At 68.5% G+C, this 24156-nt stretch carries 27 protein-coding genes and 1 pseudogene; 13 read left to right on the top strand and 15 right to left on the bottom strand.

All coding sequences use genetic code 11. The annotated features are described in order from the left end of the window. Positions 1–7 precede the first annotated feature (7 nt). Positions 8–736, top strand: coding sequence for a GntR family transcriptional regulator (locus tag QMO76_RS16230; protein ID WP_306362124.1), 729 nt, complete (start codon positions 8–10; stop codon positions 734–736). Positions 737–824: 88 nt separating this feature from the next. Here QMO76_RS16230 and QMO76_RS16235 read toward each other — a convergent pair whose 3' ends face one another. Continuing rightward, positions 825–1274 carry a PTS glucose transporter subunit IIA gene (locus QMO76_RS16235; RefSeq protein WP_306362125.1) on the bottom strand — a complete coding sequence of 150 codons (450 nt, stop codon included), beginning with the start codon at positions 1272–1274 and terminating at the stop codon, positions 825–827. 5 nt (positions 1275–1279) lie between these two features. After that, positions 1280–1510: a glucose PTS transporter subunit EIIB gene (locus tag QMO76_RS16240; RefSeq protein WP_039814894.1), complete on the bottom strand. Its 231-nt coding sequence runs from the start codon at positions 1508–1510 to the stop codon at positions 1280–1282. A 119-nt stretch (positions 1511–1629) separates the two neighbouring features. Between QMO76_RS16240 and QMO76_RS16245 the strand changes: the two genes are divergently transcribed. From QMO76_RS16245 to nagB, 5 genes are all read left to right on the top strand, one after another. Further along, positions 1630–2853: a PTS transporter subunit EIIC gene (locus QMO76_RS16245; protein WP_306362126.1), complete on the top strand. Its 1224-nt coding sequence runs from the start codon at positions 1630–1632 to the stop codon at positions 2851–2853. Next, the gene (locus QMO76_RS16250) at positions 2850–3113 is read left to right on the top strand and encodes an HPr family phosphocarrier protein (protein ID WP_306362127.1); all 264 of its coding nucleotides are present in this window, start codon (positions 2850–2852) and stop codon (positions 3111–3113) included. The genes QMO76_RS16245 and QMO76_RS16250 overlap by 4 nt, the downstream gene beginning before the upstream one ends. Further along, positions 3103–4758 (top strand): phosphoenolpyruvate--protein phosphotransferase, encoded by a 1656-nt coding sequence (ptsP, locus tag QMO76_RS16255; RefSeq protein WP_306362128.1) that lies wholly within the window; start codon positions 3103–3105, stop codon positions 4756–4758. The genes QMO76_RS16250 and ptsP overlap by 11 nt, the downstream gene beginning before the upstream one ends. 109 nt (positions 4759–4867) lie before the next feature. Continuing rightward, entirely contained in the window at positions 4868–6034 is a 1167-nt protein-coding gene (locus QMO76_RS16260) for an N-acetylglucosamine-6-phosphate deacetylase (protein WP_306362129.1), read from the top strand. Further along, on the top strand, positions 6022–6804 hold the full coding sequence (nagB, locus tag QMO76_RS16265; protein WP_306362130.1) for a glucosamine-6-phosphate deaminase: 783 nt from the start codon (positions 6022–6024) through the stop codon (positions 6802–6804). Before QMO76_RS16260 ends, nagB begins: the two co-directional genes overlap by 13 nt. Before the next feature lie 4 nt (positions 6805–6808). Here the strand turns inward: nagB and QMO76_RS16270 are convergent. From QMO76_RS16270 to QMO76_RS16295, 6 genes and pseudogenes are all read right to left on the bottom strand, one after another. Then, positions 6809–6934, bottom strand: a pseudogene (locus QMO76_RS16270) (phospho-N-acetylmuramoyl-pentapeptide-transferase); the annotation flags it as partial. Positions 6935–7188: 254 nt separating this feature from the next. After that, entirely contained in the window at positions 7189–7431 is a 243-nt protein-coding gene (locus QMO76_RS16275; RefSeq protein ID WP_306362131.1) for a CsbD family protein, read from the bottom strand. 149 nt (positions 7432–7580) lie between these two features. Next, a complete protein-coding gene (locus QMO76_RS16280; RefSeq protein WP_306362132.1) occupies positions 7581–9146 on the bottom strand; it encodes an alpha/beta hydrolase in 1566 nt (521 codons plus the stop codon). Between the two features lie 183 nt (positions 9147–9329). Continuing rightward, positions 9330–10046: an MFS transporter gene (locus tag QMO76_RS16285; RefSeq protein ID WP_306362133.1), complete on the bottom strand. Its 717-nt coding sequence runs from the start codon at positions 10044–10046 to the stop codon at positions 9330–9332. Then, a complete protein-coding gene (locus QMO76_RS16290; RefSeq protein WP_306362134.1) occupies positions 9980–10804 on the bottom strand; it encodes an MFS transporter in 825 nt (274 codons plus the stop codon). Before QMO76_RS16290 ends, QMO76_RS16285 begins: the two co-directional genes overlap by 67 nt. A gap of 82 nt (positions 10805–10886) precedes the next feature. Then, positions 10887–11999 (bottom strand): FAD-dependent oxidoreductase, encoded by a 1113-nt coding sequence (locus QMO76_RS16295; protein ID WP_306362135.1) that lies wholly within the window; start codon positions 11997–11999, stop codon positions 10887–10889. 129 nt (positions 12000–12128) lie between these two features. On the opposite strand from QMO76_RS16295, the gene QMO76_RS16300 reads away from it, so the two are divergent. After that, positions 12129–12737, top strand: coding sequence for a TetR/AcrR family transcriptional regulator (locus QMO76_RS16300; RefSeq protein WP_306362136.1), 609 nt, complete (start codon positions 12129–12131; stop codon positions 12735–12737). A gap of 34 nt (positions 12738–12771) precedes the next feature. Here the strand turns inward: QMO76_RS16300 and QMO76_RS16305 are convergent, their stop codons facing one another. Further along, a complete protein-coding gene (locus QMO76_RS16305; RefSeq protein WP_306362137.1) occupies positions 12772–12981 on the bottom strand; it encodes a hypothetical protein in 210 nt (69 codons plus the stop codon). A 269-nt stretch (positions 12982–13250) separates the two neighbouring features. On the opposite strand from QMO76_RS16305, the gene QMO76_RS16310 reads away from it, so the two are divergent. Both QMO76_RS16310 and QMO76_RS16315 read left to right on the top strand, forming a co-directional pair. Continuing rightward, complete coding sequence (locus QMO76_RS16310) at positions 13251–13862, top strand: DUF4126 domain-containing protein (protein ID WP_306362138.1); 612 nt, start codon at positions 13251–13253, stop codon at positions 13860–13862. A 58-nt stretch (positions 13863–13920) separates the two neighbouring features. Beyond that, positions 13921–14583: an alpha/beta fold hydrolase gene (locus QMO76_RS16315; RefSeq protein ID WP_306362139.1), complete on the top strand. Its 663-nt coding sequence runs from the start codon at positions 13921–13923 to the stop codon at positions 14581–14583. A gap of 170 nt (positions 14584–14753) precedes the next feature. Here the strand turns inward: QMO76_RS16315 and QMO76_RS16320 are convergent, their stop codons facing one another. Both QMO76_RS16320 and QMO76_RS16325 read right to left on the bottom strand, forming a co-directional pair. After that, a complete protein-coding gene (locus QMO76_RS16320) occupies positions 14754–15911 on the bottom strand; it encodes a hypothetical protein (RefSeq protein ID WP_306362140.1) in 1158 nt (385 codons plus the stop codon). Continuing rightward, on the bottom strand, positions 15911–16843 hold the full coding sequence (locus tag QMO76_RS16325; RefSeq protein WP_306362141.1) for a metal-dependent hydrolase: 933 nt from the start codon (positions 16841–16843) through the stop codon (positions 15911–15913). The genes QMO76_RS16320 and QMO76_RS16325 overlap by 1 nt, the downstream gene beginning before the upstream one ends. Positions 16844–17000: 157 nt before the next feature. Between QMO76_RS16325 and QMO76_RS16330 the strand changes: the two genes are divergently transcribed. The 4 genes from QMO76_RS16330 to QMO76_RS16345 all read left to right on the top strand — a co-directional run bounded on the left by QMO76_RS16330 (position 17001) and on the right by QMO76_RS16345 (position 19986). Beyond that, the gene (locus QMO76_RS16330) at positions 17001–17624 is read left to right on the top strand and encodes a TetR/AcrR family transcriptional regulator (protein WP_306362142.1); all 624 of its coding nucleotides are present in this window, start codon (positions 17001–17003) and stop codon (positions 17622–17624) included. 526 nt (positions 17625–18150) lie between these two features. Continuing rightward, entirely contained in the window at positions 18151–19071 is a 921-nt protein-coding gene (locus QMO76_RS16335; protein ID WP_306362143.1) for an alpha/beta hydrolase, read from the top strand. Positions 19072–19182: 111 nt separating this feature from the next. Further along, positions 19183–19683 carry a hypothetical protein gene (locus QMO76_RS16340; protein WP_306362144.1) on the top strand — a complete coding sequence of 167 codons (501 nt, stop codon included), beginning with the start codon at positions 19183–19185 and terminating at the stop codon, positions 19681–19683. Between the two features lie 159 nt (positions 19684–19842). Further along, a complete protein-coding gene (locus QMO76_RS16345; protein WP_306362145.1) occupies positions 19843–19986 on the top strand; it encodes a hypothetical protein in 144 nt (47 codons plus the stop codon). Between the two features lie 125 nt (positions 19987–20111). Here the strand turns inward: QMO76_RS16345 and QMO76_RS16350 are convergent, their stop codons facing one another. The 4 genes from QMO76_RS16350 to QMO76_RS16365 form a co-directional block, all read right to left on the bottom strand. Continuing rightward, the gene (locus tag QMO76_RS16350; RefSeq protein ID WP_306362146.1) at positions 20112–21284 is read right to left on the bottom strand and encodes a hypothetical protein; all 1173 of its coding nucleotides are present in this window, start codon (positions 21282–21284) and stop codon (positions 20112–20114) included. 313 nt (positions 21285–21597) lie between these two features. Further along, positions 21598–22122, bottom strand: coding sequence for a DUF1990 family protein (locus QMO76_RS16355; protein WP_306362147.1), 525 nt, complete (start codon positions 22120–22122; stop codon positions 21598–21600). Between the two features lie 305 nt (positions 22123–22427). Next, a complete protein-coding gene (locus QMO76_RS16360) occupies positions 22428–22874 on the bottom strand; it encodes a hypothetical protein (RefSeq protein WP_306362148.1) in 447 nt (148 codons plus the stop codon). A gap of 187 nt (positions 22875–23061) precedes the next feature. Beyond that, positions 23062–24060 (bottom strand): methyltransferase, encoded by a 999-nt coding sequence (locus QMO76_RS16365; protein ID WP_306362149.1) that lies wholly within the window; start codon positions 24058–24060, stop codon positions 23062–23064. Between the last annotated feature and the right edge of the window lie 96 nt (positions 24061–24156).

Below are 24156 nucleotides of genomic sequence, written 5' to 3' on the forward strand. Positions count from 1 at the left end.
GGACCACGTGGCCGGGCGCGTAACCAAACAGGCCCAGCTGCGGTCGGCGCTGACCACCCTGTGCGCGACGCTGCGCCCGGGGGAGATGCTGCCCAGTGAACGGCAGCTGTGCGACGACTATCGCGTGAGCCGGATGACGGTGCGCGAGGTGTTGAGCCAGCTCGAATCCGAGGGCGTCATCACCCGCATTCCCGGCAAGGGCACCTTCGTCGCCGAACGGGTGGCGCGCTCGCGGCTGCACATGGCCTCCTTCAGCGACGATATGCGCCGCCTGGGCCGCACCCCCAGCACGGTGGTGCTGCACGGCGACTACGCGGTGCCGCCGCCCGCCACCGTCTCGGCACTGGGCCTTGCGTCCACCGCGAAGGCGTTCCATCTGGTGCGGCTGCGGCTGGCCGACGGACTGCCCATGTCCATCGACGACGGCTGGTATCGCGCCGATCTGCTGCCCGGCCTGCTGGAACGCGACCTCACCCAGTCGCTGTACGCGCTGTTGGCCAAGGAGTACGACTGCCCGATCGACCGGGCCGAGCAGAGCGTGCGCGCGGTGGCCGCCGACGAGCGGCACGCGGGCTGGCTGGGTACCGAACTCGGCTCTCCGCTACTGGCTTTCGATCGCATGTCCTATTCGCGGGACCGCTGCGTGGAGCATGCGCAATCGTGGTACCGCGCCGATCGGTACCAGGTCTACATGACGGTGTCGGCCGAGGACAACGGGAATCCGGCGTCGGGCTGAGCACCCGGAAAGCACGTCGCGGGCACTCGTTTCGAGTGCCCGCGAGCGAATCGTTCTGTGAGCGGCCGCTTCTCGGATCGAGAACAGCTCAGATGGAGAACAGCACCGCACCCGCCTCGACCGGGCCGCCGGCCGGTTCGAGTGCGGAACCCGGTGCGGTGTCCATCACCACCACGGGGACGGCGGCGCTCAGGCCCAGGCGGCGGATGGCATTGGGGGAGAAGGTGATCAGGGCATCGCCCTGCCGCACCGCCGCGCCCTCCTCGACATGCACCCGGAACAGGTCGGTCTTGCCGACGGTGTCGATGCCGACGTGCAGCAGCACGCCGGCGCCGGAGTCGGAGACGATGACCGCGGCATGCGGGTGCAGCTTCACCAGTGTGCCGGAGACGGGTGCGACCACGGTGGTCGGCTCATCGGTGTCGAGGGGTTCCACCGCCACCCCGGCTCCGACCATCTCGGCGGAGAACACGGGGTCGGGGACCTCGGAGAGCGGAACGGCGGTGCCCGCCAGGGGTGAGAGGATCTGGGTGCTCATGTGACTCAGAGCAGATCGTTGATGTCTTCGGCCAGCGCGTCGGCGGTGGGTCCGACCACGACCTGCACCGCGGCGCCCGCCTTGACGACACCGTGCGCACCGGCGGCCTTGAGCGCCTTCTCGTCGACCTTGGTGGCGTCCTTGATCTCGACGCGCAACCGTGTGATGCAGCCTTCGACCTCGACGATGTTGTCGGTGCCGCCTAGCCCGGCGACGATCTGATCGGCCTTGGACATTCTTCCTCCGTGCGTGTCGGGGTGGACAAAACTGGTTATAACCAGTATATCTCTGGTTATAACCAGTCACCGTCACCATACACGCGTGTGACTCGATTCACGGACTGAAGGACCCCGCTATGGCCGACGTCGCCGCAAGCGAGCGTAAGAAGCTGGATCTATCCGGCCTGCAGAAACTGGGTCGGAGCTTGATGCTGCCGATCGCCACCCTTCCCGCGGCGGGCCTGCTGCTGCGGCTCGGCCAAGACGACATGCTCGGCCGCTTCTCCCCACTGGAATCCGTGGCGGCCGTCCTCGCGGGGGCGGGCGGCGCGCTGATCGACCACCTGCCGCTGCTGTTCGCGGTCGGCATCGCCATCGGCTGGGCCAAGAAATCCGACGGCTCGACCGCGCTCGCGGGCGTCGTCGGCTACCTGGCCTTCCAAGGTGTGGAGAAGGCCATGTCGCCCGTGGTGCTGGAGGGCAAGACCACTGCCGACGGGGAACAGACCCTGGTGAACTTCGGCGTCCTCGGCGGCATCGTCATGGGCATCACCGCCGCCGTGCTGTGGCAGCGCTACCACCGCACCCAGCTGCCGGACTACCTCGGGTTCTTCTCCGGCCGCCGGCTGGTGCCGATCCTCACCGCCTGTGCCGCCGTGGTGATCGGCGTGGCCATGTCGTTCATCTATCCGGCCTTCAACGCGGGCCTGACCTGGCTCGGTGAGACGGTCGCGGACAACGACGTCGCCGGCGGCGGCATCTTCGGCTTCTTCAACCGGCTGCTGATCCCGCTGGGCCTGCACCACATTCTGAACTCGGTGGTGTGGTTCGTGATCGGCGACTACGACGGCGCGCACGGCGACATCCCGCGCTTCCTGGCCGGTGATCCCACCGCGGGCACCTTCATGACCGGCTTCTTCCCGATCATGATGTTCGGCCTGCCCGCCGCCGCGCTGGCCATCTGGCGCAATGCCAAGCCCGAGAACCGCAAGATGGTCGGCGGCATCATGCTCTCGACCGGTCTGACCGCCTTCGTCACCGGTATCACCGAGCCGCTGGAGTTCGCCTTCATCTTCGTGGCGTGGCCGCTGCTGCTGATCCACGCACTGTTCACCGGTTCCGCGCTGGCGCTGACCAACGCGCTCGGCATCCACGACGGCTTCACCTTCTCGGCGGGAGCCATCGACTACCTGCTCAACTTCGGCAAGGCGACCCATCCGCTGCTGCTGATCCCGATCGGCCTCGGATACGCGGTGCTGTACTACGTGACCTTCAGCTTCATCATCCGGCGCTGGAATCTGCCGACCCCCGGACGCGAACCCGACGAGGCAGAAATCGAGAAGGAGAACACCGCCCAATGATCAACCGCACCGCTGTCGTTGCGTCGAAGTCCGGCTTGCATGCCCGTCCGGCCGCCCTTTTCGTCAAGGCCGCCGCGGAATCCGCGGTGCCGGTGATGATCTCGGTGGACGGCAAGGCCCCGGTGGCCGCGGCCTCCATGCTCCAGGTCATGACCCTGGGCGTGAAACAGGGTGACACCGTCGTCCTGAGCGCCGAGGATGGAGCCGAGACGAGTCTGGACAAGCTCGTCGAGCTGCTGGAGACCGATCTTGACGCGTGAGATTCACGGTGTCGCGGCCGCGCCGGGGGTGGCCGTCGGGCCGGTGCTGTGGTTGGCGTCCACGCCGACCACCAGCGCCGCCGACGCGCCCGGCGCGGACGCCGACGCCGAAATCGCGCGGGTGGAGGCCGCTTTCGACACCGTCGCCGCGCGCTACAACGCCCAGGCGGAGACGGCTCGGGGCACGGCCGCCGACATCCTGACCATGACGGCGGCGCTGGCCGCCGATCCGGCCCTGCTGGATCAGGTGCGCGCCGGGATCCGCGCGGGCGGACCCACCGCGCATTCGGTGACCGAGGCGGTCGACCACTTCGCGGCGCAGCTGACCGCGCTCGGCGGCATGATGGCCGAACGCGCCGCCGACCTGCGCGATGTGGGACAGCGTGTGGTCGCCGAACTGCTCGGCGTCGACCCGCCCGGAATCCCGGACAGCCCGGTGCCTTTCATTCTCGCGGCGCGGGACCTCGCGCCCGCCGATACCGCGACCCTCGATCCGAACACGGTGGTCGGGCTGCTCACGGTGGCGGGCGGACCGACCTCGCACACCGCGATCCTGGCCAAGGCGCTGGGCATTCCGGCCGTGGTCGCCTGTCCCGGCGCGGTCGAGATCGCCGAGGGCACCGAGGTGGTCGTCGACGGGTCGGCGGGCACGGTCGAGATCGCGCCCGCACCGGGGCGGCGCGCCGAGGTGCTGGCGGCGCGGGCGCGGCAGCAGGACGTGCCGACCGGACCGGGCCGCACGGCCGACGGGTACGCGGTACCACTGCTGGCGAACGTGGGCAGCGCGGCCGACGCCCGGCTCGCGGTGGAGCTCGGCGCCGAGGGCGTGGGCCTGTTCCGCACCGAATTCCTGTTCCTGGGACGGCAATCCGCGCCGACCATCGACGAGCAGGCGGCGCGGTACCGGGAGGTCTTCGAGATCCTGGGGGAGCGGCCGGTCACCGTGCGCACCCTGGACGCCGGATCGGACAAGCCGCTGCCGTTCCTGAAGCTCTCCGAGGAGGAGAATCCGGCCCTCGGTGTGCGCGGCATCCGGTTGGCCAGTGTCGATGAGGGGACATTGGACGACCAGCTCACCGCCATCGAGGCCGCCCGCGCCGCCACCGGGACACCGGTGAAGGTGATGGCCCCCATGGTGGCCACCGTGGAAGAGGCGCGGGCCTTCGCCGCCCGCGCCCGGGAACTGGGCGTGACCGGTCGCGGCATCATGGTCGAGGTTCCGGCCGCGGCGCTGCGCGCCGAGCGGCTCGGCGCGGAGGTGGACTTCTTCTCCATCGGCACCAACGACCTGTCGCAATATCTGTTCGGGGCCGATCGCATGTCCTCGGCCCTGGCGGAGCTGCACAATCCGTGGCAGCCCGCGCTGGCGGAGACGATCGCGGCCGTGGTCGCGGGCGCGCGGCGGCACGAGGTGGCGGTCGGGGTGTGCGGCGAAGCCGCGTCCAATCCTGAATTCGCCTGTGTGCTGGTGGGTTTGGGTGTGGAGACGCTGTCCATGGCACCGCGGTCGCTGGCCGGGGTGCGGGCGGCGCTCGCGGCGGTCACGCGGGAGCAATGTGTGGGGGCGGCCGCGGCGGTGCTCGCCGCCGCCACCGCCGAGGAGGCCGCGCGGGCGGCGCGGCTGGTACTGCGGGGGAACCGGTGAGCCGGGCGGTCTCCGGTGCGGCGTGCTGCGCTCGCCGCGGTGGCCGGACAGCGCACGGCGGCTGCCGCGGCACCGCCCGAATCGCCGGATCGGTGCGGGGGCGGGCGGGTTGAGGACGACACTGCGCGGGCGGGTCGTCACCCTCACGGAGGCGGGCGAACTCGCCGACGGCGTGGTGTCGTTCGACGGTCCGCTCCTCGACTTCGTCGGCCCGGCAGCCGAATTCGACGGTGACCTGCCCGCGCTCGCTGCCGAGCCGCCCATCGTGTTGCCGGGGCTCATCGACGTGCACTGTCACGGTGGCGGCGGGTTCGGTTTCCCGGAGACGAATTTCGACGGCATCGTGAGCGCCGTCGGCTTCCACCGCGGCCGGGGCACGACGACGCTGGTCGCCTCCCTGGTCTCGGCCACCGAGGGCGAACTGCGCGAGCGGATCGACCTGCTCGGCAAGGCCGTCGATGCCGGACTGCTCGCGGGCATCCACCTCGAGGGGCCGTTCATCAGCGAACACCGCTGTGGCGCACACGATCCGGCGCGGATCGTGCCCGGTGACCCGGCCATGCTGCGGCGGCTGCTGCGGCACGGCGACGGGCGCATCGTCTCGGTCACCGTCGCACCCGAGACCGCGCACTTCGACGAACTCGCGGACCTGCTGAGCGAGGCGGGCGTGCTGCTGTCGCTCGGGCACACCGTGGCCGACTACGAGCGGTCGGTGCGGGCCATGCGCCGCGGCGAGCGGGTGTCCATCACCCATCTGTTCAACGCCATGCCCGCACTGGCGCACCGCGACGCCAACTTCCTGACGGCGGCCATGGCGGCGGCCGGTCGCGGGGATGTGGTGGCCGAGCTCATCGCCGACGGCGTGCACCTGGCCGACGGCACCGTGCGCATGGTGTTCGATACCCTCGGTGCGGACAATCTCGCGCTCATCACCGACGCCATGGCGGCGGCCGGCATGCCGGACGGTCGCTACCACCTCGGCATCCTGGACGTGATCGTGGCGGACGGGGTGTCGCGGCTGTACGACCCGTACGGGCCGGGCAATATCGCGGGCGGCACCGCATGCGCCTCGGATGTGCTGCGGCGCACCGTCTTCCACGCCGGAGTGGATCTCACCAGCGCCGCCACGGCGGCCTGCGCCACTCCGGCCCGGCTGCTCGGACTCGCCGATCGGGTGGGCGCGCTGCGCGCGGGTATGCGCGCCGACGTGCTCGTCACCGATAGCCGACTGACCCCTGTGAACGTGTACAAGGACGGACTGTCATGGAACTCGTGATCACCGACAACGCGGCCGAAGCCGGTGTGCTGGCCGGCCGCATCATGGCCGACCATGTGCGTCGCGGCGCGCGTGCCATCGGCCTGGCCACCGGCTCCTCGCCGCTCGGCGCGTATCGGGAGCTCATCCGCCAGCATCGGGAGGAGGACCTGAGTTTCGCCGGGGTGCAGGCGTTCCTGCTCGACGAGTACATCGGGCTGCCCGCCGGGCATCCGCAGTCCTACGCCCAGTTCATTCGCGACGAGTTCACCTCGCACGTGGACTTCGCGGACGCCGATGTGCTCAGCCCCGACGGCCGCGCCGACGACATTCCGGCCGCCGCGGCCGATTACGAGCGCATGATCGCGCTGAGCGGTCGGGTCTCGGTGCAGATCCTCGGTATCGGCGCGAACGGGCACCTCGGCTTCAACGAGCCCGGCTCCTCGCTGCGCTCACGCACCCGCGTGAAGACGCTGACGCCGAAGACCCGCGAGGACAACGCGCGATTCTTCGACGGCGATCTGTCGCAGGTGCCCACCCATGTGCTCACCCAGGGGCTCGGAACCATCAGCGACGCCGACCATCTCGTCATGATCGCCACCGGTGCGGGCAAGGCCGACGCGGTCGCCGCCGCGGTGGAAGGCCCGGTGTCGGCCTTCTGCCCCGCCTCCATCCTCCAGATGCACCCGCACGTCACGGTCATCGTCGACCCGGCCGCGGCCGCCAACCTGAAGGCCGTGGACTACTACCGGTTCGCCGTGGAGAACAAGCCCTCCTGGCAGCGCTTCTGAGCGGTCACGCCGCCAGGTACTCGGCGTAGAACAGCATCAGACCGATGGCGGCGGATATGCCGCCCAGCAGCCAGAATCGGATGATGACGGTGGTCTCGGCCCATCCGGCGAGTTCGAAGTGATGCGAGAACACCTTGATCAGCACCGGCGTCAGCGAGATCGACACCACCAGCGCGATCAACGCCGCGATGAGTATTTGTCGCACAACGTCCCCTGCCCCGCCAACCGTGCCCGGCCCGGCTCCCGCACCCGGTGCGAGAAATCACGCCACGATGTCAGCCGCCGCCACTCGCCTCCGCTGAACTCCGCGAACCGCGCTGCCGCTGCGAGCGGCCGGTGGGCGGCCATGCTCGGAACCGCCCACCGCTACCGCGCCGCCGGAGCCTACTTGTCCTGATACCCGGACTCGCGTGCCTCGGCCACCTCGGCTTCGGCCCGAGCCTTCTCGGCGGCCGCCTCCTTGGCGGCCACCTCCCGCTGCGCCTCGGCCTTGTCCTGCTGGGCACGCCCCTCACCCTCGAGATCCTCGTCGCCGGCGATCACCCCCGCGACCTCCTTGGCCTTACCCTTGACGTCGTCGACGACGCCCTCGATACCTTCGCGCGCGGTGGTTTCCTTGTCCGACATGAGTACCTCCCGTAGTCGCCGCGTCAGACCGTCTGGCCGGTGGAATCCTTCGGCTCGCGGTAGCCAGTCGGTCCCGCACCCGGTTGTTCGAGGCCGTCTTCCTCGCCCTACGACGGTAGTGCGTCGATTCCGACGCGATCGGGGGTCGCTCACAGGGTGCAGCTCCGCACTGTGATCGGGCGCTGTGGATCGAGCAGATATCGGGCGACGGCGTCGTTGACACAGTCGCTGGCTCCGGAAAGGGTGACGGTGTGTTGTTCGCCTTCGACGGTGAGAAGTGCACCGCCGAGTGTTTCGGCCAGGCTGACACCGCCTTGGTAGGGGGTGGACGGGTCGCCGGTCACCGAGATCGTGAGGGTTTGGGGGAGGCCCTCGATATCGGTGGCGTAGGGGAAGCCGAGAGTGGGTTCGGCGGGCCAGAATTCGCACGGATCCCGAGCGCCTTCGGCGCCGCGCCCGGCGTCGAGGAAGGGGGCCACCGCTTGGATTCGGCGCTTGAGCTCCACCTCTTCGGCGGGCGTGTGGCGTTGTTCGTCCATGCAGTTGATGGCGTAGAGCGCCTCGGTGAAATTGGGGTAGCGTCCGTCCGGGCCGCGTCCGGCGAAGACTTCGCCGATCGCGCTCAGGGTGTCGCCACGACCGGCCGCGATCTCGGCCAAACCCTTCTCGATGGCGGGCCAGGCGGCCGAGTCGTAAAGTCCGGCGACCACCGCGCCCCAGGCGGCGTCGTAGGTCAGCTCCCCACCGCCGGTCACGGGTACCGGCCGATCGAGCAAGGGCCGCAGCAGGGTCTGGAAGTTTCGGCTGGCCGTGCCGGGATCGGTGCCCAGCGGGCACTCGGGTCGGGTGGCGCAGGCGGCGGCCATCTCGTCGAAGGATCGCTGGAAGCCGGCCCACTGGGTGATGCGTCGTTCATCGGTTCCGGTGCGCGGGTCGATGGCTCCGTCGAGGACCATCGCGCGCACCTTGTCCGGGAAGGTCTCGGCGTAGACCGCGCCGAGCCGGGTGCCGTAGCTCTGACCGAAGAAGTTCAGCCGCTCGTCGCCGAGCACGGCGCGCAGAATGTCCATATCGCGCACCACATCCCGGGTGCCGACGTGGGCGAGCACATCCCTGCCTCCGGAGCGCTCGGCACAGCGGTCGACCAACCGGCGGCTGTCCTCCTCCGTGAGCGTCCCGGCGCCGACCGTCACGGAGGTCACGGCTGTTCCGGCCTCGATCTCCGCGTCGGTGAAGCAGTCGACGGCCGGTATCGAGGCCCCGACACCGCGCGGATCGAACCCGATGAGATCGAACCGCTCGGTTACCGGGCTACCCGCCCAGGTCTTCCCGGCCACGGCGGCCATGCTCATTCCGGCACCACCGGGACCGCCCGGATTGAGTAGCAGCGACCCGATCCGCTCGCCACCCGCGGCGGCTCGCAGTAGCGCGATCTGCATGGTCCGTCCGTCGGGATCATCGTAGTCCAGCGGCACTTCTATTCGCGCGCAGCGGAATTCGGGGTCGGCGGCGAAGGCTTGGGCATCGGCCGCGGTGGTGGCGTATCCGTCGCAACTACCGAATGCCGGTTGCTGTTCGTAGAACCGTTGCAGCTCGGGGCCGGGCCGCCCGGATTCGGCCGGTTCCGCCCGGCCACACGCGCTGAGCGCCAGCGCGAGCAGGAAGATCGCTGCCATGATCCGGCGGCCGGGTACGCGCCCGGATACATACGACATCACTGTCGAATCAACTCCCATCGGGATCGGTCGGCTTCGCGGCGTCGGATTCGCCGGTACGCCTGTACCGGACGAATGACAGTCCGAACCTGCCGCAGCGGCACGGTCGCACGCAATACCCGGGTGTCGATACTCGAACATGGCGGGTGCGGTCGCGGTTGCACAGTGTCGCCACCGGGTGAATCACCGGCCCACCGCATGCGAACGTGGCTGCCGTGGTGTCGCCGGTGCGGCGGACCTGTTGCGTACCAGTATGATCGCGGGCACCGCGGCGAGGGCGAAGAGGACTCCCGCCATCGTGACATAGAGATGTACGCCGGTCGCCGTGCTCACCGGAGCCCCGTCGGCGAGGGTTCCGGGAATCCGGGTCGCCTTGAGCACCTCGCCCCCGGCGAAGTTGACGACCACCGAGCCGAGGGCGAGCACGACCGACACCAGACCGGCGATCGTTCCCTGCCGTTCGGCCGGTTCGAGATCGGTCGCCAGGTTGTAGCCGGAGGCGCCGATCGCACCGGCCGCCATGCCGACCAGGGCACCGCAGGCGATGGCCACAGGGAGCGTCGATACACCCGCCAGCATGGCGAAGGTCGCCACCGCACCGACCAGGATGCCGCCGAGCAGGGGGATCGCGGGGCCGAACCGCCCCGCGATCCATCCGGCGCACACCCCGCCGACCACAATGCCGAGATTGGGTGTGGCGAGCAGCACCGCGATCGCCTCGCCGTCACCCAATCCGTACCCGAGCCCCAGGTCGGGAGGCACCTGGGCGATAATGCTCGTGAGTTGCAGCATGCTTCGGAAGGAGCCCGCCGCCAGCACCAGTGCCAGCAGCGTCAACAGGATCGGACGGCGCAGCGCTCGGATATCGATGACGGGTTCGTCCACCCGCAGTGCGAGCACAGCCCAACCGGCCAGTGCGCCGAACCCGGCGACCAGCAGCGTGAGCATCCCCCGGATCCCCATCCGAGATGTCTGCCGAGGCTGATGTAGGCTAGTACCGCGCCGAGCCCGCCGCCGAGCAGCAGTGCCCCGCCCACGTCGATCCGGCCGTGGCCCAGGATCGGCGACTCCGGGATGAAGGCGCGTACGCAGAGCGCGGCCGCCGCGGCGAGCAGCGCCGCGGCCATGAATATGCTCTGATAGCCGAACAGATCGATGATCGGTTTCATCAGGAACGGTTCGACGATGCCGACCACCGACGATCCGGATGTCACCAGTCCGACCACGGCCATCGCCACCTTCGGGGTGCAGATCTGGCGCGTGAGGGCGACCGTCAGGAATACCGCCGCGAAGGCGGCGCCCTGGAGAAAGCGGCCCGCCAGGAAGATCCAGAGGTTCGGGGCGAGGAGGCAGACCAGCGCTCCCGCACAGGCCAGCAGCAGGGCACCGATGAGGATCCGGCGCTTGCCGAAGATGTCGGAGCTCTTCGCGAGCAGCGGTGACCAGATGGCTCCGGCCAGCATGGCGCTCGCATTGAGCCACGCCGCCTGATCGGTGTCGAAATGGTCCAGCAGTTGGGGCAGCACCATCATGGGCGAACCGATGACCACATCGGCCAGCACATTGGCGAGGGTGAGAACGGCCGCCCAGAGGATGAGCCGCCTACTCCAGCGGTACTCCCGGACGACGGGGGCGTGGTTCTCCAGCCTGTGTTTCACTGTGCATTCTCTTCAGCGCGTAGGGATGTCGATGCGAGGGCCGGATGAGTCGGCCGCGCAGGGTGCGGATGGCGCGGTGGGTTCAGGGCGTGGTGCCGTGCGCTCGCAGCGCCTCGTCGCGGGCCGCGATGGCGGCCCGGGTGGGCGGCACGATCCGCTCGCGGCCGCTGTCGACGCGGCCCTGCGCGAATGTGACATAGGGGCGCTGCCGGGTCTCGTATCCCGCGAAAGCCGCGGCGTGGTCACCGCCGAACCGCTCGATTTCCTCGGCGAGGAAGTGAGCGCCGGTGAGCGCGAGCGAGGTGCCCCGACCGGACAGGTACGCCGGGCAGTACCCGGCGTCGCCGACCAGGACGACGCGACCGCGATGCCAGCCGGGCAGGCGGATCTGGCTGGCGGAGGTGAAGTAGAAGCCGGGATCGGCGCGGGCCGCGTCGAGCAGTTCGGGGATCCGCCACGATCGGTGGCCCGCGAAGGCGTCGAGGAGTATCCGCTTCTGGGCGTCCAGATCGCGGTGGTCGTAATCGATGGGCTCCGAACGGAACTGGAAGTTGGCGACGGCCTTGTCGCGGTATCGGAAGATGCCCGCCATCCGGCCGGGGACGTTGTAGATCGCGTTGGTGTCCCCGCTGTGCGCCGCGGTGGGAAGGTCGGCCAGCGCGAAGTAGACGCCGAGGTGCCGGGCGTAGTCCCGCTCGGGGCCGAATACCAGCGCGCGAACCGCGGAATGCTGACCGTCGGCTCCGATGAGCAGGTCGTACCGCCCGGTGCGGCCGGAGGCGAATCGCACGGCGACCCCGTCACCGTCGTCGGTCACCGTGACGATCGACTCGTCGAAGCGGATCGCCACGGTGTCCGGGAGCGCCTCGGCGAGGATGCGCACGAGATCCTCGCGGAGGAGTTCGATGTCGTCGTCGGAGTCGCTGATCTCCGCGATCGGTATCCGGGCCACCGGCTCGCCGTCGCTGTCGACGAACCGGGTGAGTTCGGACATCCGGACCCGGTGCCGCTGGATCGTCGCGAGCAACCCCATCCGGCCCACGACCTCGATCGCGTCACCGCGGATATCGATGGGTGTACCGGCGAGCCGGAGTCGGCGGGCGGATTCGACGACGGTGACGTCGTGCCCGCGACGGCTCAGTTCGAGGGCGCAGGCGAGTCCGGCGATACCGGCGCCGGAGACGAGGACTTTCACTGATGGCCTCCAAGCCTGATGCTAAAAGCAACAAACTGTTGCTTTTGTGGAGCATACTGACCACCGGTTTGCACCGCAATGCCGGAGCTGACGACAATCGGCATCCGAACGGAGGAGGTGAGCCTGGCGATGGCCGACGAGAGCGCGGACCGCTCGCCCGCGCGGCGACCCGGTGGCCGTAGCGCCCGGGTGCGGGCGCAGATCCTCGCTGCCACAGCCGAACTCGTGGCGCGTGACGGCATCGCGGGCTTCCGCTACGAGGAGGTCGCCGAGCGTGCCGGGGTGAACAAGACCAGCGTCTACCGCAACTGGCCCGACCGCGAGGAACTGGTGGTCGAGGCGCTGCTGCGCTACGCCGAGGATCTCGCCTCGGTCGCCGACACCGGCGACATCCACCGCGACCTGGTGGACTACCTGCTGGCCCTCGCCGGAGCCCTGGAAACGCCGTTCGGCCGGACCCTCGCGCAGGCTGTCCAGCCCGACCGCCGGAACGACACCGTGCAGATGCTCACCAAGGTCTTGGACGAGCGGGTGGCCGCGCTGCGGCGTCGGGTCGACATCGCTGTCGACCGCGGTGAGCTGCCCTCGGTCGACAGCGCCTTCCTCGGCGAGATGATCTCCGGCCCCGTACATCTCATCGTCGACCGCGGCATGCGCACATTCAACCGCGCGGACGCGGAGCGCATCGTCACCGTGGTGCTCGCCGGAATTCGCGCCACGACACCGCCGCCCGACTGAACACGGATTCGCGTCTCCGCCCGGACGGAAATGGCTAAGCCAACTCGACTTCCGTGAAACTCACGGTCAACCGGTGCCTCTGCTCGCGCAGCACATTTCCCTCACGTCGAGCCAGCCCCTCCCCGAAGTCGATGTGTAGCTTGGCATTACCGGCGTCCACCTCGCGCACCACCCCGCAGATCCCACGGAACGGACCCTCCGGAAACCACACGACATCACCTGGCGCGAATTCGGTAAACCCCACGGAATCAATGTAATTCAATAAGCCGCCACTGTCCGCGCGAGCGCGGCACGTCCCGTTCCGGTGCGCCGTGGGTCCGCTACGGCTCAGACTGAACGCGAATCGCCGGAACCGTTTCGGCACGCGGCAGCCCGTACCGCCGCGATTCGCTGCGGCTGCCGCCGGATCGCGCTGATCTATGTATCCGCTCGCCGTCATCGGCGCGCAACACCTTCCCGCACCTCGCCGGGCAAATATCGCCTGCTGTCGGTGCGTGGCGGCAGACTTGTGGCATGGAGATCACAGCGGCCGTCGCGGCGGTTCTCGGAGCGTTCGGGCTGTCGGGTGCGGCGGGGCTCAATGCGTGGTTGCCGCTGCTGGCGGTGGGGGTCGCGGATCGGGTGGGGTGGATCGATCTGGGCAGTTCGTACGGGTGGCTGTCGTCGACGCCGGTGCTGATCGGTATCGGGGTGGTGTTCCTGCTCGATCTCGTCGGGGACAAGATCCCGGCGATCGATTCGGTGGTGCACGGTATCGGGGTGCTCGTCGCCCCGGTGTCCGGCGCGATCCTCTTCGCGGCCGAGACCAGCCTGTCCGCGAATCTGCCGCCCGGGGTCGCCGCCGTGCTGGGCGCGATCACCGCGGGCAGTGTGCACGCCGGGCGCACCGCGGCGCGGCCGTTCGTCACGGGAACGACTGCGGGCGCGGGCAATCCGGTCGTCTCCACCGCCGAGGACGGCACCTCGCTCGCGCTCACCGTCCTGGCGCTGGCGGTCCCGGTGGTCGCGTTCATCGCGGTGCTGCTCCTGCTGATCGGGCTGGGCTGGCTGGCTCTGCGGGCCGGGCGGTGGCTTCGCGGTGGACGCGGGCGGGGGCAGCCCGGAGCGGGTGGGGAGCGGCGTTGATCACGCCCCGCGGCGCACTCCGGGTAGCCTGCGGTGGCAGGACGGCGGAGAGGTGACCATGAGCACGTTCGTTTTGGTGCACGGCGCCGGGGACGGCGGCTGGAGTTGGCACGTGGTGGCGGCGGAATTGCGTCGTCGCGGGCACGATGTCGTCACTCCCGATCTTCCGGCCGATGATGATTCGGTCGGATTGGACGGCTATGCCGACACCGTCGTCGAGGCCGTCGGTGACCGGTCCGATCTCGTGGTGGTCGGCCATTCGTTCGGGGCCTTCACCGCGCCGCTGGCGGCCGCGCGACTGGCGGCCGATCTGCTGGTCCTGGTCGCGGGCATGGTTCCGCTGCCGGGTGAACGGCCGGACGACTGGTGGGAGGCCACCGGTCATCAGTCCAGCACCGAATACGTCGACGACGACGCGTTGTACTACCACGACGTACCCGCCGAACTCGCCGCGCGGGCGCGTCGCCGCGAACGCAACCACCCGTCTACCGCGGCCGGCGCGGCCCCGTGGCCATTGCCGAGCTGGCCGGATATCCCCACGAAGTTCATCGTCTGCACCGAAGACCGTTTGTTCCCAGCCGACTTCCTGCGTCGCGTGGTCGCCGACCGCCTGGCCATCACCCCGGACGAACTCCCCGCCGGCCACTACGCCGCTCTGGCACGCCCAGTCGAACTGGCCGCACTCCTCGACGGCTACGTCGCCACACACTCAACGTGCTGAGGTGCATGGCGACGAGCAGTGACCGGTCGGGGGATCTCCGGCACCTCGACGCTGAACATTCACACAGCGTCGAGGTCAATGTGGCGAGCCCGGACGGAAGTGGGCAGCCGCATGACGGCAGCCCACTATCGCCGCGATGTCGAAGGATCGGTGTTCCGATCGTTCCCGCGCTAGCTTGCCTCGGTCGCGATGGGTTCGGCCGCTTCGCGTCGAGTGCCGCGTGAGTCCACCTGTGGCACCGTGAAAGTCGCGACAATGGTCGCGATGGCGATCGCGAAGCAGGCGATCGTGTACCAGAGGTTGCCGATCGGGTCGCCGTTGGCGGTGATGCCGTCTTCCGCGCCGAGGAAGTCGGGCAGGGCGGTGATCCACAGCAGTGCCATGACGGCCAGATAGATCGCGGAGTACCACTGCACGAAGCTGTTTCGGTAACCGGGTGCGGCGGCGCTGCCATTGCGCAGCGCGGACCACTGGCGAGCCAGTAGCGCCACCGCCACCACCGACAGGACGACAAGCTCGGCGGCGTAGAGGAATCCGCGCACGGTATCGCTGCCCATGCCGAAGACCGTGGCGGGCAGCGGCAGCACGAAGGTGCCGACCGAGGCCAGGAGTCCGATAACCACCGTGCGCCCGACCAGCTGCGGGCCGCTGAAGTGCGTGCCGGAGTCGACGTGTCGGCCGACGAAGTACTGCACGCACAGGGCCAGCGACATCGGCCACAGGGCCGCGAAGACGACCACACTGGGCAAGGGCACCGAATCGAACATCGGCTGATTGATCGGATTGTCGACCGACCACTCCCACCAGCGCAGCTGCGGCCCGATCTGATCGAAGATCTCGTAGAAGGCGTGGTGGACGAAGCCCACGCAGACCGCGCCGAGTACGACGCCGTAGCGCCGGAAAACGCCCAGCATTCTGACGATTTCGAAGGCGAGGGTGGCCATCAGCGGATAGATCGCGATGATGTAGAGCGGCAGCCGCCCCCACAGGAACTCCACCGTGAACAGGTTGTGCGCGAACATCGTGTCGACGTGTTCGTCGATGCCGAAGGCCGCCGGGAAGTACAGCGGCGGTTCGATAATGAACAGGTAGGCGGTCGCGCCGAACCAGAGCACCAGATTGGTGGGGTCACCGTGACGGCGCAGCCGGACGATCGCGTACACGAGCGCGAGTACCGAGCCGAGCACGATGAGGAGCTCGAGTACCGGCAGTGTCCAGTTCTCCAATGCGGCGGGATTGCGGAATTCGACGAGTCCGCCGGTCTCATCACAGGAGAAGCCCATCCGCGCGGCGAGATCGGCGAAGGTGGGCGTGCACAGGTCGGCCATCAGTTCGCCTCCGAACCGGTCAGCGCCTCGGCGGTGTACCAGCGGGTGCAGTCGTAACCGGCGTCGTAGCGTTCGAACCAGCGGTCGGCCAGCTCGGGCAGCTTCTCATGTTCCGGATCGTGTTTGGGCAGCTGGCTGCGGACGACACCGGCGAGGGCGGTGAGCTGTTCCCGCCGCGGCAGCCCGTCGAACGCGCGCGGCATCGGCCCCTTGGTGAGGTACGGCGCGAAGTACTCCAGCACCCGCTGTTTGGCGCGATGTCGGGCGAACATGGACAGCGAGTCGACCTGCCGGTCGGCCAGCGGAACGTGCTGGTTGAACCCGGTGCACGCGATCCGGATCACCTTCATCACGTGCGCGAAGATCGACGGCGCCATCCGCATCCGGTAGAGCTCGTCGCCGACGAGGGCGTTGAACAGGATCAGCGCGGAGCTGCGATGCTCGACCTCCTCCACGAAATGCCAGATGAACAGCGACGCGACCCGGTCGTCACCCGGCCGGAACAGCGTCTCCTCGTTGTCGAGCATGAGCTTGAACACCGGTGTGAACGTCGCCTCCAGATCGGCGGTGTAGGCCAGCCGGTAGTCGTGCGAGGTGGCCTCGGTGAGCAGGTCGAACTCGCCGATCACCGCGTCGAGGGTGTTCTGCAGCCCGGGGTACCGCTTGATCAGCGCCTTGACGTGCTGACGATGGGCGGTGGAATGGTGGCCTTCCTGCCGCATGAACGCATTGGCTTCCGCGGCCACCTCCGGATCGGTGAGCACCGGCTTCAGCTGCATGATCAGCTTCACGATCATCTTCTCGAAGCCGACGGCCAGGAACGAGACCGCGTTGGACATGCTCGACCAGGCCGGATTCTGCGGGTTCCACAGGAATGGGACGTCGGCCTCCTCGAAGCCGAAGTCCATCTTTCGGGGTTGCACGTGGGTCACAGGGCGTACCTCGCCTCGGGATGTGGGGTCGATCGGTGTCGCGCCCGGCGGACGCGATGCGACAATCATACAAAGAGACGTCTAACTGTATGATCGCTTTGCCGGAATCCGCCCACCTGCGCGGATGCGGTGCCGCCGCTGTGATACTGTCCGCCCGGTGGCGCGTAGACGCGGATGGGGCGGCAGTCCGCCCGCGAATGACGAAGAGGCGCATAGTCGTATCGTGGCCACCGCGGTCGAACTGATCGGGGAGACCGGTGCGGCGATCGGCATCGCCGATGTCGCGGAGGCGCTCGGCGTCATCCGGCAGACCGTGTACCGGTACTTTCCCAGCGCCGACGCCTTGATGACCGCGGCGGCCATCGCCTCGGTCGACGGATTCCTGGACCGGCTGACCGCGCACGTCGCGGGCCTCGACGACCCCGTCGAAGCCATGACCGAGGGCGTGATCTACACCCTCGCCGAGGTCCGCCGCACCCCCCACCTGGGCATTCTGCTGTCCAACTCCTACTCCAACGTCGACCCCGACAGCCTCACCTCCGAACAGGCCAAAGCCTTCGGCATGTCGATGATCCGCCGCTTCGACGTGGACTGGGAGAAGTACGGCTACGACGACGCGGCGCTGCTGGAACTGGTCGAGTACGTCCTGCGCACCATGCACTCGTTCTTCGTGTCACCGGGCAATCCGCCGCGCACCGAGGAGCAGTTGCGCGCCTACCTGCTCCGCTGGATGGGTTCCGCGATCGCCGCCCAGAGCGAGTACGCAGGGGACGGGCTCTGACTATTCGCGGGCGTCGCACACCGGTGGGCTGACGGGGATGCACTCGGGTGGCCCAGCGGCAAACAGGGCGGAAACCGGGTCCTGTCGGCAGCGGCCGAGTTTGCGGAATGTTCGACTGTCCGCGCGTGAGCACGTATCGTTGTCGATGTTCCCCCTGGAGTCCTGAAGCGTGGCTGGGGCTGAGTCCGCGCTGACAGGAGGAGTGTCGTGGTTTTCGCAGCAGTGGCATCGGCAAGTGCCGCACGAACTTCCGCCGCGATCGCGGAATCGCTGCTATCACCTGTTTCGCCGGATCACCCGCACCTCCTGCTCTGCGAACGCTGGTGGGCGAACCTCGCCGATACCGAGCGACTGCGCGGCGACGACGACGACCCAATGCGTCGGACTTAGCACATTCAGAGCGTTGCCATTCGCGGCCTTTCCGGTCGTAGCTGTGCCCGGTTGCGTCGGAAGATCAACGGGGAGAGAGAATCCGAGTGGCGCCGACCCTCGAGCGGGTCGGCCGGACAATGCCACGAGGAGGATCATGAGGTTCGGGCTCGAGACGCTGATCGACACGGAGCTGTTGGCCTTTGCGGAGGAGAGTCGGCAGCACAACGCCGCCGCGCCCGCTGCCTCCGGTCCGGCCGATTACGATGAACTCCGGCAGGTGCGCGACCGGCAGGCCGGATCGCCCCCACCGGCGAGTGACCGCGCTGTCGAACGGCTCGTCGAGGCAGCCGGACGCGGTGTGCCCGTGCGGGTTATCGCGCCACAGGGGAGCACGGTTCGCGGCGTCTATCTCGACATCCACGCCGGCGGTTTCTACATGGGCTCGGCGGCCAGGGACGATGTGCGCAACGAACGCTTGGCCGATGTGCTCGGAATCGCCGTGGTGAGTGTCGATTACCGCCTGGCCCCGGAACATCCGTGGCCGGCGGCCCCCGACGACTGCGAAACCGCGGCCCGCTGGCTCGTCGAGCAAGCCGAAACAGAGTTCGGGACAAGCCGTATGGCGCTGGGGGGAGCGTCGGCGGGCGCGAACCTGGCCATGGCGACCCTGCTCCGACTGCGCGACAGCGGTCTCGTCCACCGCTTCGCCGGTGCCGCACTGCAATTCGGAGCCTACGACCTCAGTGGACAGACCCCCGGTGGCCGCCGGTACGCCGACGAATACTTCATCCCGGCCTACGTCGGCCACGTCACCGACCGGACCGACCCCGATATCTCACCGCTGTTCGGCGACCTCCGCGACCTGCCGCCGATCCTGCTGACCGTCGGAGCGTCGGACATCCTGCTCGAAGACAACCTGGCCATGGCGGCCCGGCTCTGCGCCGCCGGCAACGATCTCGACGTGCGGGTGTACCCCGAGTCCGTGCACGGCTTCACATCATCTCCGACGACCATGGCGGCCACCGCGATTCAGCATGTGCACGCATGGCTGGCGGACCGGCTGGGCAATGCCTAGGTAGGTAGTGGACGCTCACCGTATCTCCACATCGAATCCCGCGGATGCCCACATCTCATCGCTAATATCGGTCTCAGGCCGTGCGGGCGAGCTCGGCACGAGGGGGATTGGATGATGGACCGTTCGGTGGTGTCGCGGGCGCATCGAGAGTGGGTACGGGCCAGGCGCATTCGCCACCGGTTCGCCGCCTGGCTCGCCCTCCCCGGTGCGCTGCTGTGGGGCTCCATGGCATTCGCTGCCTGGATGCGGTCGCAGGAAGGCAAGTGGCAGAACGCGGACTACCTCGCGCTCGGCGATTCGACGATCACCGCGGACAATCTGCTCACTCTGCTCTGCTGGGCCTTTCTCCTCGTGGCGGGACTGCTGGGCGGTGGCGCGATACTTCTGCTGCGCGGCAGGGTATCCGGACTACCGCTGCTGCTCACCGGAGCCTGGCTGGTTGTCTTCGGGCAGATCTTCGCGGCCGTGCTCGCGTGGATCCCGATCGACGCCTTCTTCCATTCCGCACCGCCGCACCTTGTGTTCGCCACGCCGCTGGTGCTCTTCCCCCTGCTGATGATCCTCTGCCTGACGGAGGGCACGCGGCTGGGCATCGGATGGTGTACACGCTAGCCCCGGCGGTCCGACCGTGGTCAGCGTGCTGCGACGGCATCCGGCCACCCCGAGCGCATGTGGCGAATCGTGGCGGGGGCCGGATACGTCACCGCCGGGGGTACGGGGTGAACGAGTGCGGGTCACTGCGCGGACAGGGTGGGATCGGAAGGCTGCGGGGTGGATTCGGTGGAGGGCGCGCGTGACCAGGTGCGCCGCAACGCGGTACGCGAGGACCGCCGGGACGACGACCAGCAGGACGATCCGCAGTGCTACCAGTGCGCTGGTGACGGCCAGGTAGGCGATGCCAAGGCCATCGGGTGAGCCGAAACCGTTCCGTGCCGACAGTGCCGCCGCGATCGGATGCAGCACGATGTACAGCGCTGCCAGGATCAGCGGTATGCGCAGCGGTTTCCACACGGCGCGGAGCCGCGAGATGTCGGGGGTGCTCATGATGCGAGCTCCGGTCCGGAGGTGAGGAATGCGAGCAGCAGCGCATTGCCGATAGCACCGCCGGTGGCGAAGCGTAGGCGGGGGCCGCTGCGCAGCGGGAGGCCGAAGAGATTCGTGGTGCGGTACAGGCGGGTGAAGGCATCGCGGTGGCCGAACGCACGCGCGGGGGCGAGCGCGAAACCGGTTGCCGAAATGGAGGTTCCGAGAATCAAGGGGCCGCTGTCCATATCTCCGGGGCCGTCGTAACCGTCACCGTATTCGTCGATTGCGCTGAAGCCCAGGATGCTTCGTTCCTGGCGGAACAGCGCTGCCGCCAAGTCCGCGGCGAGTGCGCGGTCCGCGAAACCGGCGAAGTAGGCCGCCAAACCGGTGCCGGATGCGCGTGGGGCGTCATGGGCCCGGCCGTCGACTCCCATGCGCTGCACTATCAGTCCGGTGGCTCGATCGATCTGCACCTCGCGCACTCGCTGCGCCCAGTGCGCCAGCACTGCGGTGTGGTCGCTGCCCGTCGCACGGCCGTGCACCGCGATCGCGGCGGCGACGGCGGCCACATCGGTGGGGTATGCCTCGCCGGGAAAGGTATCCAGCAGGCCGGTCGGGGAGGCGAACAGTCGGCGCTCGAACGCGGCGATCATTGCGTCGTGCTCGGCCGCGAGGTCCGCCGGAAACGCCGGATCGACCAGGCGCGCCATGCCCAGCGCGAGAGCGGGATAGGAGAGGTAGGCGTGTCCGTCGGAGCTGTCGAGCTCGGCCATCCCGTCCCGGCCGTGCCAGGCGGCGGTGAATTCCGCCCGCATCTCGGGCAGCAGGCTCTTGGCCGCCGCGCGAGTCGCGATGGGCGCGTAGCGATCCCGCCACTCGGGATACTCCAGACATACCTGCGCCAAGCCCAGCGCGGTCATCTGATGAACGAGCAACCCCCACATCTCGGCGAGCTCCGACAACCCGTCGGCCCGCCCCGCATCGTCAGCGACCTCGAAAGCCACCAGTTCCTCGGCCAGCCCCCGCACCCGCGCCGCATCGCCGCGATACCACTCGTCGGCGTCGCGCCCACACCACCAACCCGGTAGCACGCTCGCGACCGCCAACGCCGCGACGAGGCCGATCGCGATCGCTAATGGCCGGTGGAATCTACCCGGCAGGCGCACGGCTGAGATCATTCTCCCCATGAGCCGAACCTACCGTCGGTGCCCTACCGCGACGGTTCAGAGCCCGAACAGGGCATCGAGTAGTGAATCAACCTCTGTCATCTCGCTGATCGTGGTCTGGCCCGCCAATTCACCCTTCTCGAGGTGCGAAGCGGCACCGACTGCGTACGCCATACGACCGCGGATCCGTTCTCGACCGCTGCGATCGGCGCGGTGACGTGCTGGCGGGAGCTGGGCGATTCGACAATGGGCGTGATGAACACGTAGCCGATGGGCTCGGCGACAGCAGTTCGCATCGAAGTCGGCGAGCTGCTGGTTCTCCTCGGCGGTGTTGTCAGTCGATCAAAACCCGCAGATATCGGCGGCGGTAGCAGCGCTGGGCAATGAGCAGCGCGGGGAAGGCCGATCTCCAGACGCCGGAGGGTGCCGGTCGTGTCAGCGATCGCAGCGTGAGATGGACAGTGCCGTCCGGATCCCGATGGACGATGAACGCCTCCTCGCCCGATACGGGGTGCCCGGGAAGAGTGCCATAGGCGAACCCGCGTCTATCGGGTAGGTCGACCACCGCTACCACCCGCACCGGCTCGCGCACCGACACCGGTCCGAGCCCGACCGAGATCCGGTATTCCGCACCCTCGGCGATGCGATCGTCGGCACTGCCGCACGGGCTGACCCGAAACCCACTGCGCCGCTTGACCCCCCAGTGCAGCAGATCCTCGGACACGTCCGCCCAGAACTCGTCGCCGCACCCGATGGCAACGGTCTGCGCGAACCACCGAAACCCAGCCGGATGCTCCCGCCACCGAGGATCGGCCGGACGGGTGGCTCCGACCGGGTGGTAGGTGAGGGCGATGGTCATTCAAGACCTCGCCGAAGGCCGGAAACGCCGCACAGTCGTCACGGCACCACGATATGCGGCCGCTACGCTCGAGCGTGCCGCCACTCCGGAAGCAGTCGGCGGCTTATCGGTTCGGCTTCTGCGAGGATGCGCGGCAGTACTGGTCAGCGAGGTGTTCGACCAGGGGGCGGCGTGGATCACCCGATTCTTCCGCCTCGATCGGCCTGGTTCGTGACGACCGTCGGTGTTCCACATGCGCAGTGATGCAGCCGAGTTCATCGACATGCCGATGGTGGATCGCGGTCGCGACGCGATCTCCCAGGGGGTTAATCGGCGCGGGCGTAGCGGACGGCGGAGATCACCGCTTCCATATCGATTTGGAGGTCGGGGTTCTGTTGTTGGACCTCACGGAGTTCCAGGACCACGTCGTCGATTGTGGTGCGGCGGGCCAGGGTGAGGAGTTCCCGGTGGATGTAGTCGGGGAGGGGGATTCCGGTGGCGTCGGCTCGGCGGGTGAGTACCTGCACGGTTTCCGGGGGGAGGTTGTACTCGTGGCTCAATGCTGTTGTGGTGGCGTCGAATTCGGGGGAATCGCTGGTGGGATTGTCCGAATCGAGGAAATCGACGATAGCGTCGACCGGGACCCGGGTTCCGGCGAGGCGGGTCAGCTCAGCGCGGAGGAATTCGGTGAGGGGCTGGCCGGCCGCTCGAGCTCGTCGGCGCAGGACATTCGCGGCCGGGGCGGGCAGATCGTCGATTGCGAGCGTTGCCATGGGGGATACCGTAGGTGGGATGGGCTGAAGCGACAAAGTTCGGACATTCGTTGCGGTTTGGGCAAAGCTGGGTGTGCAACCCGGGGTTACATGAACCGAGGGTTTCGCTCCCGCGATTCGCTCGCCGCTGGGCTCCGGAACGCATCCTCGGTCAGATAGCTCAGGGAAGGCGCAGTTTCGCACTCCCTCATCGGCCCATTCGGAACTCGAGCAGGCAGCGCTGCTCGGCGAGATCACGGACCGTCTCGAGTACCAGGCCGTGTGCCGCTGCGAGAGAGCGGAATTCAGCTATTCGGCGTTCGCGGCTGCCGAAAATCGCGAGCATGGCGAGGTTGAATTCGGTACTCGCCCGGCGGTCTCCGACCGGTTCGATGATGAGGATGCGGCTGTCCGGGGCGGCGGCTTCGACGCATCGGGCCAGGATGCGGTCGGCGTGTTCGTCATCCCAGTCGTGCAGGATGTCCATCAGGAGGTAGGCGTCACCGCCCGTGGGGAGCGGGTCGAAGAAGCTGGCGGCTGTCACCCTGGCGCGGTGTTCGAGGCTCCGTTCGGCGAAGGTGCGGCGGGCTTGCGCGGCGGTCGGTTCGAGATCGATCAGGTGGCCGGCTACGTGGGGGTACGCGGTGAGGATGGCGGCCAGTAGCGTACCGGTGCCGCCGCCGACATCGATGATGGTGGCAAAGCGCGACCACTCGAAACCCGCGACCATACACGGGATTTGAGCGTGCAGGCGGTTGACCATCTGGCGGTCGAAGGACTCGCGCAGCGGTGAATGTTCGGCCAGGTCGGCCCAGAAGTCCCGGCCGTAGCGTTGGGGGTACGCGGCCCGTCCGGTGATGATGCTGTGGGCCAGTTCGACGAAGGCCAGTTCGGCCCGCCCGCCCGCGGAATCGAGGTGGAGGAGATCGGTGAGGCCGTTGCCGGCAGAGGTGCAGAGGTTCGCGCCGTAGGCGGTGGTCCGGTAGCCGGTGGTTGTGTGCTCGACGATTCCGAGGGTCTCGAGGTGGGCTGTCAGGAGCTCGAGCGCGATCGGGGATACGGAGAGCTCGACCGCGAGGTCGGCGACGGATGCGCCGTCGCCCGAGAGTCGGTCGGGCAGTCCCAGGGTCACCGCGACTCGGAGAGCCATCGGCGTGCCCAGACCGGCCATCCGGCGCAGGGAATCCGTACTGTCGTTGTGTCCCATGAGGATCCACTGTGCCCTACGGCCTACGCCGGGCTGGTCTCGTGCTCAGCTGCGGATCAGCGAGCGGCGGGTGGGTTGCCCTGGCCGTGCGGGTGC

The sequence above is a fragment of the Nocardia sp. CC227C genome (assembly GCF_030767025.1).
Lineage (GTDB): Bacteria > Actinomycetota > Actinomycetes > Mycobacteriales > Mycobacteriaceae > Nocardia.